The 16,610-nt window shown below is 73.0% G+C and carries 12 protein-coding genes; 3 read left to right on the forward strand and 9 right to left on the reverse strand.

Annotation, left to right across the window (positions count from 1 at the left end; genetic code table 11):
- Window positions 1-131 precede the first annotated feature (131 nt).
- Together ACFYW5_RS02295 and ACFYW5_RS02300 are read left to right on the forward strand one after the other, a co-directional pair.
- The gene (locus ACFYW5_RS02295; protein ID WP_389415042.1) at window positions 132-1,349 is read left to right on the forward strand and encodes a TOMM precursor leader peptide-binding protein; all 1,218 of its coding nucleotides are present in this window, start codon (window positions 132-134) and stop codon (window positions 1,347-1,349) included.
- The gene (locus ACFYW5_RS02300; protein WP_389415043.1) at window positions 1,342-2,709 is read left to right on the forward strand and encodes an ABC1 kinase family protein; all 1,368 of its coding nucleotides are present in this window, start codon (window positions 1,342-1,344) and stop codon (window positions 2,707-2,709) included. Before ACFYW5_RS02295 ends, ACFYW5_RS02300 begins: the two co-directional genes overlap by 8 nt.
- 4 nt (window positions 2,710-2,713) lie before the next feature.
- Here the strand turns inward: ACFYW5_RS02300 and ACFYW5_RS02305 are convergent, their stop codons facing one another.
- The 5 genes from ACFYW5_RS02305 to ACFYW5_RS02325 all read right to left on the reverse strand — a co-directional run bounded on the left by ACFYW5_RS02305 (window position 2,714) and on the right by ACFYW5_RS02325 (window position 6,610).
- A complete protein-coding gene (locus ACFYW5_RS02305; RefSeq protein WP_389415044.1) occupies window positions 2,714-2,923 on the reverse strand; it encodes a hypothetical protein in 210 nt (69 codons plus the stop codon).
- A 135-nt stretch (window positions 2,924-3,058) separates the two neighbouring features.
- The gene (locus ACFYW5_RS02310) at window positions 3,059-3,382 is read right to left on the reverse strand and encodes a hypothetical protein (protein ID WP_389415045.1); all 324 of its coding nucleotides are present in this window, start codon (window positions 3,380-3,382) and stop codon (window positions 3,059-3,061) included.
- Complete coding sequence (locus ACFYW5_RS02315; RefSeq protein WP_389415046.1) at window positions 3,379-3,747, reverse strand: WhiB family transcriptional regulator; 369 nt, start codon at window positions 3,745-3,747, stop codon at window positions 3,379-3,381. Before ACFYW5_RS02315 ends, ACFYW5_RS02310 begins: the two co-directional genes overlap by 4 nt.
- 173 nt (window positions 3,748-3,920) lie before the next feature.
- Window positions 3,921-4,250 carry a hypothetical protein gene (locus tag ACFYW5_RS02320; RefSeq protein WP_389415047.1) on the reverse strand — a complete coding sequence of 110 codons (330 nt, stop codon included), beginning with the start codon at window positions 4,248-4,250 and terminating at the stop codon, window positions 3,921-3,923.
- Window positions 4,251-4,414: 164 nt separating this feature from the next.
- Window positions 4,415-6,610: an ATP-dependent DNA helicase UvrD2 gene (locus tag ACFYW5_RS02325; RefSeq protein WP_389415048.1), complete on the reverse strand. Its 2,196-nt coding sequence runs from the start codon at window positions 6,608-6,610 to the stop codon at window positions 4,415-4,417.
- Window positions 6,611-6,795: 185 nt separating this feature from the next.
- On the opposite strand from ACFYW5_RS02325, the gene ACFYW5_RS02330 reads away from it, so the two are divergent.
- The gene (locus tag ACFYW5_RS02330) at window positions 6,796-7,038 is read left to right on the forward strand and encodes a mycoredoxin (protein ID WP_351979992.1); all 243 of its coding nucleotides are present in this window, start codon (window positions 6,796-6,798) and stop codon (window positions 7,036-7,038) included.
- A 64-nt stretch (window positions 7,039-7,102) separates the two neighbouring features.
- Here ACFYW5_RS02330 and nudC read toward each other — a convergent pair whose 3' ends face one another.
- The 4 genes from nudC to ACFYW5_RS02350 all read right to left on the reverse strand — a co-directional run bounded on the left by nudC (window position 7,103) and on the right by ACFYW5_RS02350 (window position 16,584).
- Window positions 7,103-8,047 carry an NAD(+) diphosphatase gene (gene nudC, locus ACFYW5_RS02335; protein WP_389415049.1) on the reverse strand — a complete coding sequence of 315 codons (945 nt, stop codon included), beginning with the start codon at window positions 8,045-8,047 and terminating at the stop codon, window positions 7,103-7,105.
- A gap of 156 nt (window positions 8,048-8,203) precedes the next feature.
- Window positions 8,204-9,616 carry a dipeptidase gene (locus ACFYW5_RS02340; protein ID WP_389415050.1) on the reverse strand — a complete coding sequence of 471 codons (1,413 nt, stop codon included), beginning with the start codon at window positions 9,614-9,616 and terminating at the stop codon, window positions 8,204-8,206.
- A 10-nt stretch (window positions 9,617-9,626) separates the two neighbouring features.
- The gene (locus tag ACFYW5_RS02345; protein WP_389415051.1) at window positions 9,627-13,157 is read right to left on the reverse strand and encodes a UvrD-helicase domain-containing protein; all 3,531 of its coding nucleotides are present in this window, start codon (window positions 13,155-13,157) and stop codon (window positions 9,627-9,629) included.
- A 91-nt stretch (window positions 13,158-13,248) separates the two neighbouring features.
- Window positions 13,249-16,584 (reverse strand): ATP-dependent helicase, encoded by a 3,336-nt coding sequence (locus tag ACFYW5_RS02350; protein ID WP_389415052.1) that lies wholly within the window; start codon window positions 16,582-16,584, stop codon window positions 13,249-13,251.
- Between the last annotated feature and the right edge of the window lie 26 nt (window positions 16,585-16,610).

Consider the following 16,610-nt stretch of genomic DNA (forward strand, 5'->3'; position numbering starts at 1 on the left):
GGACAACTTTCGGCGCCGGACCGCGGCCGGGGGCATGCTGGCTCTGCCGGGGCGACCGCGACCGACTCCAAGGAACACGCGACGGCCGCCTGTGGCACACGGGGACCGACCATGAGTTACGGGGGCCTGTCATGCATCCGATGGTGAAGCCGGCGCTCAGGCGCGGCTGGCGCGACCTCAACACCGTGCAGTTCGGGATGACGCCCGCGCACGCGATGACGCTCGGCCCGATGGACACGGCGACGGGCAGCTTCCTCGACCTGCTCAACGGCACCCGGGGACTGGACCTGCTGCGCGCCGAGGGGCGGCGGATGCGCCTGCCCGACGGCCATGTCGACGGGCTGGTGACCCGGCTGACGCGGGCCGGGCTGCTCGACGACGCGCGCGGGGGCGGCCCCGGCGGTGCCGAGCTGCGCGGGAAGAAGGAGGCGATGGACCGGCTCCGCCCCGACCTGGCCTCGCTCTCCCTGACCACCTCCGAGCCGGGCGAGGCCATGCACCGGCTGACCGCCCGCGGCTCCCTGCGTGTCCAGGTGCGCGGTGCCGGGCGGGTGGGGGCGGTGCTGGCTTCCCTGCTGTCCGGCGCGGGCGTCGGCGAGGTCGACGTGCGCGACGGCGGCCGGGTCGAGCCGTGGGACGTGGCGCCGGGCGGACTGCCCGCCGAGGCGATCGGTGAGCGCAGGGAGGAGGCCGTCCGCCGGGCCGTACGCCGGGCCGCCCCGGACCGCCCGCCCCGCCGCGGCCCGCAGTCGCGGCCCGGTGACGCCGACCCGGGTCACTCCCTGGTGATCCTCGCCCCACGGGACGAGGTCGGGGTGCACGCGCCCCTTCCGTCCGCCGCCGAGCCGCTGATCGCTTCCGGCACTCCTCATCTCTACGCCGGAGTGGTCGAGGGAACCGGTGTCGTCGGTCCGCTCGTCCTGCCGGGCGAGACCGGCTGTGCGGGCTGTCTGCACGAGGGCCGCACCGACCGGGACCCGGTCTGGCCCCGGCTGGTCGCCCAGTGGCGTTCGGGCGTGGGCAGGCCGCGCCCGGTACCGGCCTGCGACCTGGCACTGACGGCCATGGTGGCCGGACTGGCGGCGGCTCACGCCCTGGCCTTCCTCGACGGCGGGACCCCCTCCAGCGCGGGCGCCCGCTGGGAGGTGTCACTGCCCGGTCTGACCTGGCACGCACGCCCGGTCTGGGCCCATCCCGCATGTCCGTGCGGGGCCGCGGAGAAAGGTAAGGAAGGACACACCTCCAAGGAGGGGGAGGCGCACGAGACAATGGCGGTGCAACGGCCGTCGAGAATGTCACGCCGTCAGGCGAACGCTCGTCCCGTTGGGACCTGGAGGGCGCATGTCTGATCTTCCCCGCAAGGCGGTCACCCGCACCGCCAAGCTCGCCGCGCTCCCGCTCGGCTTCGCCGGGCGGGCGACCTGGGGACTGGGCAAGCGAATCGTGGGCGAGTCCGCGGAACTCGTCGGCAAGGAGCTGCAGCAGCGCACCGCCGAGCAGATGTTCAAGGTGCTCGGCGAGCTCAAGGGCGGAGCCATGAAGTTCGGGCAGGCCCTGTCCGTGTTCGAGTCGGCGCTGCCCGAGGAGGTCGCGGGGCCCTACCGCGCGGCGCTGACGAAGCTCCAGGAGGCGGCGCCTCCGATGCCGACCCGCACGGTGCACGCGGTGCTCGCCGAACGGCTCGGGGAGGACTGGCGCGAGCTGTTCGTCGAGTTCGACGACAAGCCTTCCGCGGCGGCCTCCATCGGCCAGGTGCACCGGGCGGTGTGGCAGGACGGCCGCGCGGTGGCGGTCAAGGTGCAGTACCCGGGCGCCGGTGAGGCCCTGCTCTCCGACCTCACCCAGCTGAGCCGGTTCGCCCGTCTGCTGGGCCCCCTGGTCCCCGGCATGGACATCAAGCCGCTGATCACCGAGCTGAAGGACCGGGTCTCCGAGGAGCTGGACTACGGCCTGGAGGCCCAGGCGCAGCGGGCTCACGCGGAGGAGTTCGCGGACGACCCGGACGTGGTGGTGCCCGACGTGGTCCACCAGTGCGACCAGGTCCTGGTCACCGAGTGGATCGACGGCATACCGCTGTCGGAGATCATCGCGGACGGCACCGAGGAGCAGCGCGACCGCGCCGGCCAGCTGCTGGCCCGCTTCCTCTTCTCCGGCCCGGCCCGTACCGGCCTGCTGCACGCCGACCCGCACCCCGGCAACTTCCGGCTCCTGCCCGGTGACCCGGACGGCGAGCAGGAATGGCGCCTCGGCGTGCTGGACTTCGGCACGGTCGACCGCCTCCCCGGCGGTCTGCCCACCCCGATCGGGGAGTCGCTGCGGATGACCCTGGACAGCGATGCGGAGGGCGTCTACGAACTGCTGCGCCGGGAGGGCTTCGTCAAGGAGTCCATAGAGCTGGACCCGGACGCCGTCCTGGACTACCTCCTGCCGATCATCGAACCGGCCGAGGTCGACGCGTTCGCCTTCAGCCGGGGCTGGATGCGCGGCCAGGCGGCCCGGGTCGCCGACCCCCGCTCTCCCGCCTACCAGCTGGGCAAGCAGCTCAATCTGCCCCCCGCCTACCTGCTGATACACCGGGTGACGCTGAGCACGATCGGCGTGCTGTGCCAGTTGGGGGCCACCGTCCGACTGCGCGAGGAGCTGGAGGAGTGGCTGCCCGGATTCGTCCCGGAGGAGGAGACCCCCGAGGAGTCGGCCGCGGGGGCCTGAGCCGCTACCACCAGGACGAGTCCAGCCGTCCCTCGATCGCTCTGAGGTTCTGCCGGGAACAGACGTCGCAGAAGTAGTGGCGCTCGCCGTTCTCCACGGAGAAGGTCCAGGTGGCCTGCGGGCCCTCGGCCGTGGCGCCGCACCCGGCGCACATCAGGGGTTGCGGCTCCGGTGTGGAGCCGGCGTCGTCACCGCCTCCGGGAAGACTCGTCACCCCGTGACGATATCGCCGCCGTCGGCGCCCCCGCGGGTACCACGCACCGCGGGGGCCGGTCCGTTCGGACGGACCGGCCCCCGTGGGGAGTTGCTTCCTCCCGGGCCGGGAGGCGACTGGCTGCAGCCGGGTCGATTACTGCATGACCGCCATGGCGATCGCGCGACGGGCGCGCATCGAGGCACGCTCGGCGCGGCGCTGCATACGGCGCGCGGTCAGCAGGCGCAGCGCCCGGCGTTCCCGCTCCGCCTCGTGCAGGCGCTCGTGCATATGCGCACGGGCCAGGGCTTCTGGGATGAGTTGCATTTCGCGGGTCCTGTTCTGGCGCGAGTCGAACGCGCCGGTGGTGGTGAAGTCTTCAGGCGTGGCGCTTGCGTGCTCGTTGAGGGACGGCTTCATCGGGGCCTGCTTCTTGGGGTCGTGCGTGAGGGGGCGGTCGATCGTTCCTGCGGTGTTCATGCCGTAACCGGGTTCTTGCGCGGGCGGCCACGCGGCCGCTTCCGGGCGACGACGACACCCTGGACGAACAGCTCGCCACCCCAGACACCCCAGGGCTCACGCCGCTCCTTGGCGCCGGCGAGGCAGGCCTCCATCAGCGGGCAGGTGCGGCACAGGGACTTGGCGTACTCCACGTCCGCGGGCGACTCGGCGAAGAAGACCTCCGGGTCGTAGGAGCGGCAGGGGACGGGTACGCCGAGGTTCTCGATGGCGTCGTCGAGCGCGGTGAGCGCCGTGAGCGGGGTCAAGGTGGAGTCCTCCGTGAGACCGGGCGGGGGGAGCGTTTCGGAAGGCGGTACGGACGGGGCGTGCGCTTCGAGTTGCACGGGTCGTCTTCCTCGTCTGTTCGTTCCGGTCGGGTGGGACCGGGTGGCGGTGGTACCGGGTTCTTTTCTTGTCCCGAGGCCCCTTCGCTCCGTCGTCCCCGTTCGGGGACAAACAGAAGGGCCGCGGATCCCGGATGGGGTTCCGCGGCCCTGAAGGCGCCGACCTGAATGAATCAGGCTGGATCACTCCAGGGTTCTGGCCCACGGAAGGCCCACATCTGGTGGTGCTGCGTCGTCTGCTTCCGGAATCCGGCACCGGTCGCCGTAAAGGCATAGGCATGCGCCTGCGCCACTACTGCCGCTTCCAGTGCCTTGGTCGGTCGCTCATTGCGCTCGCGGACAGGAAGACCCGCGAGGGACAGGGAGGCGGCCGGACGCACGGCACGGATGCCGGACAGACCGGTGCCGTCGTTCGAGGCGCCGAGCATGCACAGGGAGGCGATGACCGAGGGATCGGTCATTTTCACGGTGCTGATGATGGAGCTGGTGTTGATGCTGACCACTGGACTCGCCTCCTCTCGGCGTCTGAGGGACTGGGGTGAACCAGTCCGACGGGTATGCAAGTACAACACGGAATTAGGGCCTCCAGGAAGGCCTCCGTTCCCGTGCCTAAGAACCTATGGGGATTGCTGGGGCATGCGCAAACTATTTTTTCGACGAGTTCGCATCAGTGCCCGTCTTCTTCTTCCGCGGGCTGCCGACCTGCGCAGATGGCCAGGACATCGGCACCGTAGCGGTTGAGCTTGCGCACGCCGACGCCGGGGATCCGGGCGAGGTCGCCCTCCTCGTCGGGGCTCGCCTCGGCGATCGCCATCAGTGTCTTGTCGGTGAAGACGCAGAAGGCGGGCTGGCCGCTGCGCTGCGCCTGGTCCGCGCGCCATTCCCGGAGCCGTTCGTACAGCCCCTCGTCCATGTCGGAGGGACAGTCCTCGCAGCGCATCAGCTTCATCTCGCCGGCGTCGGTGAGGGTGCGTCCGCAGACCCGGCAGCGGGCGACGGTGCGCTGGGTGCGCCGCGGGGCGGCATCCGGTCTGCTGGTGAAGCCGCGCTCGACTCCCCCCGAGCGGGCCGCACCGGCGCGGCCCACGGTGGCGGTGGAGCCGGGGCGCAGTCCGTCGAGGAAGCGGCTGGGCCGGCGGTTGGCGCGGCCACCGGGTGAGCGAGCCAGGGACCAGGAGACATGGAGGTGTTCCCGGGCTCGGGTGACGCCGACATAGAGGAGACGGCGCTCCTCCTCGATCTGCTCGTCGGTCTTTGCGTAGGTGATCGGCATCATGCCCTCGGCCACGCCGACCAGGAAGACGACGTCCCACTCCAGGCCCTTGGCCGAGTGCAGGGAGGCGAGGGTGACGCCCTGGACGGTGGGGGCGTGCTGGGCGCTCGCCCGTTCGTCCAGTTCCGCGACGAGGTCACCGAGGGTGGCGCCGGGTCTGGCGGCGGCGAAGTCCTGGGCGAGGTTGACCAGGGCGGCCAGGGACTCCCAGCGCTCTCTGACCGCGCCCGACCCGGCGGGCGGCTCGCTGGTCCAGCCCTCGCCCGAGAGCACCGCGCGCACCTGGGAGGGCAGGTCCACGGCGTCGTCGAGGAGGGAGTCGTTGCCGCCGAAGCGGGCCGCTCCGCGCAGCGCGATGCCGGCCTTGCGCACCTCGGGTCGGTCGAAGAACCGCTCCGCTCCGCGCAGCTGGTAGGGGATCCCGGCGTCGGCGAGGGCCTGTTCGTAGGTCTCGGACTGGGAGTTCGTACGGAACAGGACGGCGATCTCGCTGGCCGGGACGCCGGAGTCGAGGAGCTCGCGGATGCGGCGCGCGGCACCCTCGGCCTCGGCGGGCTCGTCGGTGTACTCGGCGTAGCCGGGCTCGGGGCCCGGATCGCGCTGGGAGATCAGCTCCAGACGGTGGTCGGCCGCGCGGCCCCGGGCCTGGGCTAGCAGGCCGTTGGCGAGGTGGACGACCTGGGGAGTGGAGCGGTAGTCGCGGACCAGCTTGACGACGGTGGCGCCGGGGTGGCGGATGCGGAAGTCGAGCAGATGGTCGGGGGTTGCTCCCGTGAACGAGTAGATCGTCTGGCTGGCGTCGCCGACCACGCACAGGTTGTCGCGGTCACCGAGCCACAGGTCCAGCAGCCGCTGCTGGAGGGGGCTGACGTCCTGGTACTCGTCGACGACGAAGTGCTGGTACTGGGAGCGGACCTGCTCGGCGATGTCGTGCCGGTCCTGGAGGATCGCCACGGTCAGCAGCAGCACGTCCTCGAAGTCGATGACGCCCCGCTCGCGCTTGAGGTCCTCGTAGGCGGAGTAGAGCTGGGCGATCTCGGCCGGGTCGCGGGGGGTCTCCCGGCCGGCCTTGGCGGCGGCGAGCGCGTAGTCGGCGGGGACGGTCTGGGTGACCTTGGACCATTCGATCTCGCCGGTGGTGTCCCGCAGCTCGCCCCGGTCCAGGCGGATGCGGCAGGCGGCAGCCGCGTCCGCGACGAGCTGGATCTTCCGGTCGACGAGCCGGGGCATGGAGCCACCGATCGCTTTCGGCCAGAAGTACTGGAGCTGGCGCAGGGCCGCCGAGTGGAACGTCCGGGCCTGGACGCCCCCCGCGCCGAGCTGGCGGAGCCGCCCGCGCATCTCTCCGGCGGCCCGGTTGGTGAAGGTGACGGCCAGTACGCTGGACGGCTGGAGGATCCCGGCGCGCACTCCGTAGGCGATGCGGTGGGTGATCGCCCGGGTCTTGCCCGTCCCGGCCCCGGCCAGCACGCACACCGGTCCGTGCAGGGCGGTGGCCACTTCGCGCTGCTCGGGGTCGAGTCCCTCGAGCACCGCGTCGGCCGAGTCCGGTACCTGCGGGAAGAGCGGGGAGTGCGTTGCTGCTGTCACACAGCCATGCTGCCAGGTCGCCGGTGACGGGTGAGCCGGTTGTCCACAGGCGGGGCCTCGCAGTCGTACTAATGCGGCAGGCGTCACGTCGCCGGGCATGCCCCCCGCCGGGAATGGCGGGCCGGGCGCGTGCGTTCCCTCTTCGGACGACCTGGTCCCCGAGCCATCGAAGGAGCGCGCGAGACATGCAGGGCACTGTGACGATGTACAGCACCACCTGGTGCGGCTACTGCCAGCGGCTGAAGAAGCAGCTGGACCGCGAAGGCATCGCGTACACCGAGATCAACATCGAGCAGGACCCGGCCTCCGCGGCGTTCGTCGAGAAGGCCAATGGCGGAAACCAGACGGTTCCGACCGTGCTCTTCCCCGACGGCTCGACCCTCACCAACCCGTCGCTGGCGCAGGTGAAGCAGAAGGTCGGCGTCTGACGGCTCGCTGTCCGACGGGGCGGTTCCCAGGACCCCAGGTCCTGGGAACCGCCCCGTCGCTGTGTCAGACGAAACTCCGCGTCGGCAGCGGCTTGCCGTACCAGAGCTCGATCAGACGGGCCGCGATCGAGATGCCGTAGGGCGGCAGCACCTCGCCGGACTCGAAGGCGGCGCCCAGTTCGTCGCGGGAGAACCAGCGGGCCTCGTGGATCTCGTCGCCGTCGACGTCGATCTCGGTGGAGGTGGCGCGGGCCATGAAGCCCAGCATCAGGCTGGACGGGAAGGGCCACGGCTGGCTGGCGACGTACTCGACCTGGCCGATGGTGATGCCGGCCTCTTCGAAGACCTCGCGGCGCACCGTCTGCTCGATGGACTCGCCGGGCTCGACGAAACCGGCCAGCGTGGAGAAGCGGCCCTCGGGCCAGTGGACCTGGCGGCCCAGCAGGATGCGGTCGTCCTCGTCGGTGACGGCCATGATCACGGCCGGGTCGGTGCGCGGGTAGTGCTCGGCGCCGCACGCCTGGCAGCGGCGGATGTGACCGGCGGCGGCGATCACGGTGCGCTCGCCGCAGCGGGAGCAGAAGCGGTGGGTGCGCTGCCAGTTCTCCAGGCCGACCGCGTGCACCATCAGGCCGATGTCGCGTGCGGACAGCAGCAGGCCCGCCTCGCGCAGTCCGGCCGGGCGCGCGGACTGGTCGATGCGGCCGGGCAGGGCGTCCTTCTGCAGCGCGAAGTAGCTGACGCCGTCCTCGTCGATGCCGAGGAAGTAGCGGTGCGCCTCGGTGAGGGGGGCCTCGAAGGAGGGGGTCATGACGAGTTCGGTACGGCCGTCGGCCGTCTCGTCGATCAGGACCTGGCCGCCGGAGACCACGAAGCAGCGCGTCGTGGGGTGGCTCCATGCCGCGGCCAGCCAGGCCTCGTCGAGGCGGTGGTGGGCGGCGCGGTCGATGCCGCTCGATGCGGTGAGCGAGATGGGGCGGTCGGCGGTGTGGTCGGTCCAGGTGGTCACGGGTGCTTCCAACTCCCCCGGTGGAACGGTTGGTTTCGGCGGGCGGTTCAGCGGGACGTAGGACGGGAGGGGACCGGGTCCGGCAGACCGGTGCGGTAGGGGGCGGCTTTCTCAGTGTGCCCCGCGCGCGGTGGCGTGCCGGACGGTGCCGGGTGCTCAGGGCGCATGACGCCAGGTCTCCGCGAGGTCGCCCCACAGGTACGCGGTGGTCTCGACGCCTTTGAGCAGCAGGTCCAGCTCGACCTTCTCGTTCGGGGCGTGCCAGCCGTCGGAGGGGACCGAGATGCCCAGGAAGAGCACGGGGGCGCCGAGGACTTCCTGGAGATCGGCGGCCGGTCCCGAGCCGCCCTCGCGGGTGTAGCGGACGGGCTTGTCGAAGGCGCGGCCCATGGCGCGGGCCACGGACTGCAGGGCGGGGTGGTCCAGCGGGGTCAGGCACGGGCGCGTGGCCGAGCCGAAGACGACCTCGCAGCGGATCCCGGCGGGCACCTGCTCGGCGGCCCAGGCGCGGACGGCCTTCTCGATGTGCTCGGGCTCCTGGCCGGCGACCATGCGGAAGGACAGCTTCAGCATGGCGTCGGACGGGATGATCGTCTTGCTGCCGGGGCCCTGGTAGCCGCCGCCGATGCCGTTGACCTCGGCGGTGGGGCGGGCCCAGATGCGCTCCAGCGTGGAGTAGCCGGCCTCGCCGTGGGTGGCGTGGGACTTGGCGGTGCGCAGCCATCGCTGCTCGTCGAAGGGCAGCTCGGCGAAGAGCGCCCGCTCCCGGTCGGTGAGCTCGACGACGCCGTCGTAGAAGCCGGGGATCGCCACGCGCCCGTGCTCGTCGTGCAGGGCGGCGACCAGGCGGGCGGCGGCGGTGGCCGGGTTGGGCACGGCGCCGCCGAAGGAACCGGAGTGGATGTCCTGATCGGGGCCGTGGAGCCGGATCTCGCACTCGGTGAGGCCCCGCATGCCGGTGCAGACGGTGGGGGTGTCCTCGGACCACATGCCGGTGTCGGAGACGATCACGGCGTCGGCGGCGAGCCGGTCCGCGTGCTCCTCGACGAGGGCCCGGAAGTGCGGCGAACCGGACTCCTCCTCGCCCTCGATCAGCAGCTTCAGGTTGACGGCCGGGGTGGTGCGGCCCGTCACCGCGAGGTGGGCGCGGACGCCGAGTGTGTGGAAGAACACCTGGCCCTTGTCGTCGGCCGCTCCGCGCGCGTAGAGGCGATTTCCCCGGACGACGGGCTCGAAGGGGTCGCTGTCCCAGCCGTCCTCGCGGGCGGCGGGCTGCACGTCGTGATGGCCGTACACGAGGACCGTGGGGGCGCCGGGGTCCGCGGAGGGCCACTCGGCAAAGACGGCGGGGGCGCCGGGCGTCCGCCAGATCTCGACGGTCGGGAAGCCGGTCCCGGTGAGCTTGGCGGCGAGCCAGCCGGCACTGCGCCGCACATCGGGCGCGTGGTCGGGCTGGGCCGACACGGAGGGGATGCGCAGCCATGCGGCGAGGTCGTCGAGGAAGGCGGCGCGGTGCTGCTCGATGTGCGTACGGACGGCGCTGACGACGCTGTCAACGGGATGGCTCATGGTCACGAGCCTATCGGCCCGCACCGACATCCTTGCTGGGCGGTTCGTCACATGACGGGTCCTCGGTCAGCAGCCGCTCCAGCGCGGCCCGGTCCGGCAGACCCTCGGGACGGACGATCTCGCCGCCGCGCACGTACAGGAACGCGGCGCTGACCGATTCCAGCGGCACCCCCTGCTGCTCCGCCCAGGCCACCCGGTACACGGCCAGCTGGAGCGGGTCGGCGTCGCGGCCGCGGTTGGTCTTCCAGTCGACGATCTCGTACGTCGCCCGCTCGCCGTCGCCCTCCTTGTACACGGCGTCGATCCGCCCGCGCACGACGCGGCCGGCGAGGGCGAGCTGGAAGGGGGCCTCGACCCGGTACGGAGTGCGCTGGGCGTACTCGGTGCGCTCGAAGGCCTCCTTGAGCGCCTCCAGGTCCCGCTCGTCGGCGATCTCGGCCTCGGCGCCGGGCAGCTCCTCCGGCTCCAGCATGGGCAGGGTCAGCTCTTCGAAGCGGGCCTCGACCCACGCGTGGAAGCGGGTGCCGCGGCGCGCCGCGGGTTGCGGCGGGCGGGGCATGGGGCGGGCCAGTTCCTGGGCGAGGCTGTCCGGGTCTGCGGCCAGCCGCAATACCTGGGAAGCGGTCAGGGAGGCCGGCAGGGGTACGTCGGTGACGGCCTCCCGCGCGCGCAGGAGCTCTCCGGTGAGGGCGTCCAGGTCGCGGTCCCAGGAGGCGACGGTGCGGGCCTCCTCCGGAGTGAGGCGGCTAGGGGTCGGCTCCGGGGTGAGGCGGGTGCGGGCCTCCTCCGAGGCCAGGCGGGTGTGGGTCGGCTCCGGCTCGGGGGGTGGCGCCTGGCGGGGGACGGTGGGGCGGTCCGCGGGCCAGGAGTCCCAGTCGGCGGGGTCGGCCGGGTCGGCCGCGAACGGGTCCTCGTCGGGGAGGTCGTAGGGGTCCTCGGCGGGAGGGCCGTACGGATCCTCGGCGGGGTGGCCGTAGGGGTCCTCGTCGTCCGGCGGTGGGGGCCAGTCCGGGTCGTGCGCGGTGCCGGGGTGGTCGTCGTCGTGGGAGGCGAGGTGCGCGAGGACCGTCTCGGCGGCCGCCCTGCGCCGGGCCAGCGCCGCTTCGTCCAGGGGCAGCGGCCACACCTGGTCGGCGCCGGCCGTGTGCAGCGCCGGGTTCTCCTCGTCCTCGGCGGGTTCGTCCGCCCACACCTCGATCTCGCCGTACCCGGCCGCGCAGTGGTCGTGGAGGTCCTGGAGGAAGGCGGAAGGGCCGCGGGGCTTCTTCTGGCTGGGGCCCCACCAGTGGCCGGAGCCGAGGAGCAGGGAGCGGGGGCGGGTGAACGTGACGTAGCCGAGGCGGAGTTCCTCGGTGTGCTGGTGCTCCTTCATCGCCTCGTGGAAGGCTTTCAGGCCGCGTGAGTCCCAGGAGTCGACGTCGGGCAGGGTGTCGGCGTCCCCGCGCAGGGCGTGCGGCAGCACCTTGCCCTGAGAGGTCCACTTCTCGCGCCCCTGGGTGCTCGGGAAGGTGCCGGTGACCAGGCCGGGGACGGCGACGACGTCCCATTCGAGGCCCTTGGACCTGTGCGCGGTGAGCACCTTGACGGTGTTCTCGCCGCCCGGGAGGGCGTTGTCGAGGCCCTTCTCGTACTGGGCGGCGGTGCGCAGGAAGCCGAGGAAGGCCAGCAGGCTGGCCTCGCCGTCGCCCGCGGCGAAGGAGGCGGCGATGTCCAGGAAGTTCGACAGGGTCTCACGGCGGCGAGCGGCCAGGGCGTGTGGGGAGGCCGACAGCTCGACCTCCAGGCCGGTGACGGCGAGGACGCGGTGCAGGACGTCCATCAGGGGGTCCGCCAGCGACCGGCGCAGGTCGCGCAGTTCGGTGGCCAGGCGCGCGAACCGCACGCGCGCGTCCGGCGAGAAGGGCAGCCCGTCGTCGTCCCCGGCACTGTCGAAGGGCGTCTCCACGAACGTGTCCAAGGCGTCCGCGAGCGATATCACCTCGGCGGGGTCGACCCCCTCGACAGCCTCGGCGAGCCGGCGGTCCGGGTCGTCGTCGCCGTCCACGCGCGCGTGGGACACCAATCGGCGCGCCCGGCGCCCGAGGAGGGCGAGGTCGCGGGGGCCGATGCGCCAGCGCGGGCCGGTCAGTACCCGGACCAGGGAGGCGTTGGCGCCGGGGTCCTGCAGCACCTCGCAGACGGCGACCAGGTCGGCGATCTCGGGCAGATGCAGCAGCCCGGACAGGCCGACCACCTCGACAGGGACGTCCCGGGCCACCAGCGCGCCCTGGATCTCGGCGAAGTCGGTGGCCGTACGGCACAGGACGGCGATCTCGCCGGGCGCCTTGCCGGTGTTCACCAGGTGGGCGACGGAGTCGGCGATCCAGTCGATCTCCTCGGCGTGGGTGCGCAGCAGCGCGCAGCGCACCGTGCCGTCGCGTTCGGCGCCCGGGGCCGGGCGGAGCGCCTCCACGCCCGCGTGCATGGCGCGCAGGGGTTCGGCGAGGCCGTTGGCGAGGTCCAGGAGGCGGCCGCCGCTGCGGCGGTTCTCGCTGAGGGCCTGGCGGGTGGCGGGGCGGCCGTCGGCGTGCGCGAAGTGCTCGGGGAAGTCGTCCAGGTTGGCCACGGAGGCACCGCGCCAGCCGTAGATCGCCTGGCAGGGGTCGCCCACGGCGGTGACCGGGTGGCCGGTGCCGCCGCCGAACAGGCCGGCCAGCAGGATCCGCTGGGCGACCGAGGTGTCCTGGTACTCGTCGAGGAGGACCACGCGGAACTCGTCGCGCAGCACGCGGCCCACCTCGGGGATCCGGGCCAGCTGTGCCGACAGGGCGATCTGGTCGCCGAAGTCGAGCAGGTCGCGTTCGCGCTTGGCGGCGCGGTAACGGACCACCAGGTCGGCCAGTTCGCGGCGCGCGGCGGCCGTCTCGGGGACCTTGCGCAGATCGGCGTTGGTGAGCTTGACGCCGTGCAGGGTGAGCAGCAGCTCGGCGTCGTGGGCGCGCAGCGCCTCGGGGCGTACCAGGTGCTCGGCGAGTTCGGCGTCGAGCGCGAGGAGGTCGCTCACGAGGTCGGCGAAGGAGCGGGTCAGCGCCGGGTAGGGGCCCGGGGCCTCGCGCAGCACCCGCGCGGCGAGCTGGTAGCGGGTGGCGTCGGCGAGCAGGCGGGAGGTCGGTTCGAGCCCGATGCGCAGGCCGTGGTCGGTGAGCAGGCGGCCCGCGAAGGCGTGGTACGTCGAGATCACCGGCTCGCCCGGCGGGTTGTCCGGGTCGATGACGTCGGGGTCGGTGACGCCCGCCCTGATCAGGGCCTTGCGGACGCGCTCGGCGAGTTCACCGGCGGCCTTGTTGGTGAACGTCAGGCCGAGCACCTGCTCGGGGGCCACCTGACCGGTGCCGACCAGCCACACCACGCGCGCGGCCATCACCGTGGTCTTGCCCGACCCGGCTCCGGCCACGATCACCTGCGGGGCGGGCGGCGCGGTGATGCAAGCCGTCTGCTCCGGGGTGAAGGGGATGCCGAGGAGCTCTTTGAGCTGCTCGGGGTCGGTGATACGTGGTGGCACCTCAGAGAGGCTAGCGGCGGCCACTGACAGTCGAGGCCGAATCGGCTGCCGTGAGCGGCGAAGCGCAGGTCAGCACGTGGGGTGCCGTCCGTCACTCGACCACGTGCCGCCCCTCGGGGCGCGCGCTGCACGAGGCGCGGAACGCGCAGTGCGTGCAGTGCTGGCCCGCGGTCGGCGTGAACCGTTCGTCCAGGACCTTGCCGGCGGCGGTGGCCAGCAGCTCGCCGACCCACTCCCCCTCCAGCGGCTCCTGGGCCTGCACCTTGGGCAGGGTCTCGCCGCCGTCCCGCTTCGCCGCGCCCTGCCGCAGATGGACGAGCTCGGCACCGCCCGCCTCCGGGCGCACCCCGTCGAAGGCCTCGTCCACGGCGCCCTCGCGGACGGCGAGCTGATAGACGGCGAGCTGCGGGTGCCGGGCCACCTCGGCCGAGCTCGGCGCCTGCTTGCCGGTCTTGAAGTCGACGACATAGGCGCGGCCGTCGCCGTCGGCCTCGACGCGGTCCATCTGGCCGCGGATGCGGACCTCGTACTCGCCCGCTTCGAGGGTGACGTCGAAGTCGTGCTCGCTGGTGACGGGGGTACGGCCGGTGCGGTCCGTGACATGCCACTGCAGGAAGCGTTCGAGCGCCACGCGCGCGTGTTCCTTCTCCTGCGCCGACTTCCACGGGGCGTCGAAGGCGAGGGCGTTCCACACGGAGTCCAGCCGCTCCATGAGCACGGCGAGATCGGCCGGGGTGTGCCCGGAGGCGACCTCGTCGGCGAGGACGTGCACGACGTTGCCGAAGCCCTGGGCGACGGTGGCGGGCGCGTCGGCCTTCACCTCGCGGCCCAGGAACCACTGGAGGGAGCAGGTGTTGGCGAGCTGGTCGAGGGCGCTGCCGGAGAGCACCACGGGCTGGTCGCGGTCGCGCAGCGGCACCTTGCTCTCGGTGGGCTCGAACATGCCCCACCAGCGGTAGGGGTGCGCGGAGGGCACCAGCGGGCGGCCGTCCTCGTCGGCGAGCGCGGCGAGCCGGGCCAGGCGGCGGGCGGCGGCCTCCCTGAGGGTGTCGGACACCCGCGGGTCGACGGTCGTGGCGCGCAGCTCGGCGACCAGCGCCGCGACCGACAGGGGGCGCCGTGGGCGTCCGGTGACGTCCTTGGGTTCGACGCCGAGTTCGGTCAGGAAGCGGGAGGGCTGGTCGCCGTCGTCCGCGGGGGCCTTCACCGCGGTGACGACAAGGCGCTCACGCGCGCGCGTGGCGGCCACGTAGAACAGCCGGCGCTCCTCGGCGAGCAGCGCTCCGGGGGTGAGCGGTTCGGCGAGTCCGTCGCGCCCGATCCGGTCGGCCTCCAGCAGGGAGCCACGGCGGCGCAGGTCGGGCCACAGGCCCTCCTGGACGCCCGCGACGACGACCAGCCGCCATTCCAGGCCCTTGGAGCGGTGGGCGGTCATCAGGCGTACGGCGTCGGGGCGCAGGGCGCGCCGGGTGAGGGTGTCGGCGGCGATGTCCTCGGCCTCGATCTCCTCCAGGAAGTTCAGGGCGCCACGGCCGCCGGTGCGCTCCTCGGAGCGGGCCGCGGTCGCGAACAGCGCGCACACGGCGTCCAGGTCGCGGTCGGCATTGCGTCCGGCGGCTCCCCCGCGCCGCGCGGCCCGTTCCAGGCGCCCGGGCCACGGGGTGCCCTCCCACAGGTCCCACAGCGCCTCCTCGGCCGTACCGCCGCCCGCGAGGCGCTCCCGGGCCTTGCGCAGCAGCGCGCCGAGCCGCTGCGCACCGCGCGCGTACGCCGGGTCGTGCGCGACCAGCCGCTCCGGTTCGGCCAGCGCCCGGGCGAGGAGTTCGTCCGAGGGCGGCGGCAGCGCCACCCCGGCCGCGCGCTCCTCGTCCCGCAGGGCGCGGCCGAGACGGCGCAGGTCGGCCGCGTCCATACCGGCGAGGGGGGAGGCGAGGAGGGTGAGGGCGGTCTCGGTGCCGAGCCAGCAGGGGGCCGAGTCCTGCTCGACAGAGTCGGAATCCCCGTCCGCCTCCTGCCCGCTCCCCCGGTTCCCCGCCTCCGCCTCCGCCACCGCCCGCAGTGCCGTCAACAAGGGCGCCACCGCCGGTTCGTGGCGCAGGGCGAGGTCGTCGCCGTCGATGTCCAGGGGGACGCCGGCGGAGGTGAGGGCACGGCGGACCGTCGGGATCGTGCGGGAGCCGGCGCGCACCAGGACGGCCATCTCGCGCCACGGAACGCCGTCCTCCAGATGTGCCCTGCGCAGGATGTCGGCGATGTTGTCCAGCTCCGTGCCGGGCGTGGGGTACGTGTACACCTCGACGCCGCCCCCGTCGCGGACCGGCGCGAGGTCGCGGTGGGCGCGGACCTTCTCGGCGGGCAGCCGGGTCAGCGGCATCCGCTGGGTGAGCAGCCGGGTCGCGGCGAGCAGCCCCCCGCCGGAGCGCCGGGAGGTGCGCAGCACCGCGACCGGCGCCGGACGGCCGTCCGCGCGCGGGAAGGCGTGCGGGAACTCCAGGATGCCGTTCACATCGGCGCCCCGGAACGCGTAGATCGACTGGTCGGGGTCGCCGAAGGCGACCAGGGTGCGACCGCCGCCGGCGAGCGCGTGCAGCAGCCGTACCTGGGACGGGTCGGTGTCCTGGTACTCGTCGACGAACACCGCGTCGTACTGCTCGGCGAGCTGCCGGCCGACCTCGGGACGCTGGGCGAGGAGCACCGCGCGGTGGACGAGTTCGGCGTAGTCCAGAACGCCCTGGAGGTCGAGGACGTCGAGGTACTCGGCGAGGAAGGCGGCCGCCGCCCGCCAGTCGGGTCGGCCGATACTGCGGGCGAAGGCGTCCAGCGCGTCGGGGCCGAGGCCCAGTTCACGGCTGCGGGCGAGGACCGCCCGGACCTCGTCGGCGAAGCCGCGGGTGGTCAGGCAGGCGCGCAGTTCGTCCGGCCAGCGCACAGGGGCGAGCCCGAGCCGCTCCAGGTCCGGCTGGCCCGCGAGCAGCTCGCGCACGGCCACGTCCTGCTCGGGACCGGACAGCAGCCGCAGCGGCTCCACGAACAGTTCGCTGTCCTGGTGGGCGCGGACCAGGGCGTAGCAGAACGAGTGGAAGGTGGTCGCCCGGGGCGCTCGTGCGGCACCGGTGCGCAGCGCCATACGGTCCCGCAGTTCCACGGCAGCCTTGCGGCTGAACGTCAGCACCAGCATCCGCGCGGGGTCCGTGCCCCGGGTGATCCGCTCGGCCACGGACTCGACCAGCGTCGTGGTCTTTCCGGTGCCCGGACCTGCGAGGACGAGCAGTGGGCCGGTGCCGTGGTCAACCACGGAGCGCTGTGCGGCGTCCAGACGAGGGGGGTCCATCCTGGCCGGCGGGGTACGGATCAGTCGGTAAGCGCCACGACTCCCCTGCCGCGCCTGGGGGTGCGGCAGTCGCCTGGTGGAGAAAGAGGAGCTCACGTGGTTCGCCGGTCCTGGTGGGTGTG

Origin of the sequence: Streptomyces sp. NPDC002779 (assembly GCF_042888685.1) — a bacterium.
In the GTDB taxonomy this organism is placed as follows: Bacteria; Actinomycetota; Actinomycetes; order Streptomycetales; family Streptomycetaceae; genus Streptomyces.

What these genes read in the sequence shown, in the direction of transcription:
- ACFYW5_RS02310 (WP_389415045.1), bottom strand. Translation starts at nt 3,382, where the DNA reads ATGAACACCGCAGGAACGATCGACCGCCCCCTCACGCACGACCCCAAG.
- ACFYW5_RS02340 (WP_389415050.1), bottom strand. Translation starts at nt 9,616, where the DNA reads ATGAGCCATCCCGTTGACAGCGTCGTCAGCGCCGTCCGTACGCACATC.
- ACFYW5_RS02330 (WP_351979992.1), top strand. Translation starts at nt 6,796, where the DNA reads ATGCAGGGCACTGTGACGATGTACAGCACCACCTGGTGCGGCTACTGC.
- ACFYW5_RS02300 (WP_389415043.1), top strand. Translation starts at nt 1,342, where the DNA reads ATGTCTGATCTTCCCCGCAAGGCGGTCACCCGCACCGCCAAGCTCGCC.
- ACFYW5_RS02295 (WP_389415042.1), top strand. Translation starts at nt 132, where the DNA reads ATGCATCCGATGGTGAAGCCGGCGCTCAGGCGCGGCTGGCGCGACCTC.